The organism is Vicinamibacterales bacterium (genome assembly GCA_041659285.1).
In the GTDB taxonomy this organism is placed as follows: domain Bacteria; phylum Acidobacteriota; class Vicinamibacteria; order Vicinamibacterales; family UBA2999; genus 12-FULL-67-14b.
This window is the reverse complement of sequence record JBAZYO010000036.1, coordinates 1,858-3,555: the sequence shown is the minus strand read 5'-3', so window position 1 is coordinate 3,555 and position 1,698 is coordinate 1,858. Positions and strand designations below refer to the sequence as shown.

The 1,698-nt window shown below is 42.3% G+C and carries 1 protein-coding gene; it reads left to right on the top strand.

The genetic code is table 11. The features are described 5' to 3' along the window. On the top strand, positions 1–1,698 hold a 1,698-nt coding region (locus WC815_24100; protein MFA5911873.1), incomplete at both ends, for an alanine--tRNA ligase.

The following is a 1,698-nucleotide window of genomic DNA, read 5'->3' as shown; positions in this document are numbered from 1 at the left end:
TTAGCCATGAGTACAGATGAAATCCGGAAAAAATATTTAGACTTTTTTAAAAAGCGCGGACATGTAAAAATTGCAACATCCCCTCTTGTTATAGATTCTGATCCGACAACCCTTTTTACGAGTAGTGGAATGCAGCAACTTGTCCCATATCTTAAAGGTGAGAAACATCCTGACGGAAAACGTTTAACCGACTCTCAGCCGTCACTTCGTTTACAGGATCTGGAGGAGGTAGGAGACAACCGCCACACGACTTTTTTTGAAATGCTTGGAAATTGGAGTTTGGGGGATTATTTTAAGGATGATCTGCTTCATCTTATTTGGGAATTTTATACAAAAGAGCTGGGGCTGCCTTCGGAAAGACTCCATGTCACGGTTTTTGAGGGAGGAGGGAGTGTTCCCAAAGATACGGAATCTTTTGAAATTTGGAAGAAAATCGGAGTTCCTGAAAGCCACATTCATTTTTATGATGCTGCCAAAAACTGGTGGAGCAGGGCGGGGACTCCGGAACAAATGCCCCCGGGAGAAATTGGCGGACCGGATAGCGAAGTCTTTTACGAGTTTGAGAATGTCGCGCATGACCCTAAGTTTGGTTCATTTTGCCATCCGAATTGCGACTGCGGCAAGTTTATGGAAATCGGAAACTCGGTTTTTATGCAGTATGAAAAAACCGGAGACGGAAAATTAGTGGAACTTAAACAAAAAAATGTTGATTTCGGAGGGGGACTTGAGAGAGTTGCCGCTGCTCTTTTGGAAAGCCCTGATATTTTCAAAACTGATATGTTTTTAGGGGCTATTCAAAAAATTGAGAAAGAAATTGGCCAAAATTACGGAACGGAATCGGAAAAAGACAGAAGTTTTAGAATTATTGCCGATCACCTTAGAGCATCTGTTAATTTGTTGGCAGAAGGTGTTATACCCTCGAATAAACTTCAGGGATATGTTTTAAGAAGGCTTATTAGGCGGGCAATGTTTCATTTTCATCTTTTAGGATCGGGTATTTCCGGCGGGGCCGTTTCCCATATAGCAGAGGAGTACAAAAAATTTTACCCGAACGTTAATAAAAATTGGGAGTTTGTCGAGGAGAATTTAACAGCTGAGGCTACCCGTTTTGAGGCCGCTCTCAAAAGAGGCTTGGCAAAATTAACGAAAGCAGTCTCTGAGGGAAAGATCATCGACGGTGAATTCGCCTTTGATCTTTATCAAACTGAGGGTTTCCCTCTGGAGCTGACCATGGAAATTCTCAAACAGAATGGAATGCAGTTTTCAGCCGAAGAGAAAAACGCTTTTGAGTCGGAGTTCGAAAAACATAAAGAATCGTCCCGTTCGGCATCGGCGGGAATGTTTAAAGGTGGACTTGCGGAGGCCTCAGTTATTACGACAAGGCTCCATACTGCCACACATCTTTTACATGCCGCACTTAGGCAGATTTTGGGAGAGCATGTTGGTCAAAAAGGAAGCCATATTACTTCGGAAAGGCTGCGTTTTGATTTTTCCCATCCTCAAAAGCTGACCGATAAAGAGATTAAAGATGTTGAGGATATGATAAATCTTAAAATTAGAGAGGATTTGCCGGTTACACTTGAGGTGATGAGTTTAGATGGTGCCATAAAGGAAGGTGCAATGCACTTTTTTGCGGAAAAATACGGTACTGAGGTGAAAGTCTATACAATAGGCAATAAAAAAGGAGCCTGGTTTTCG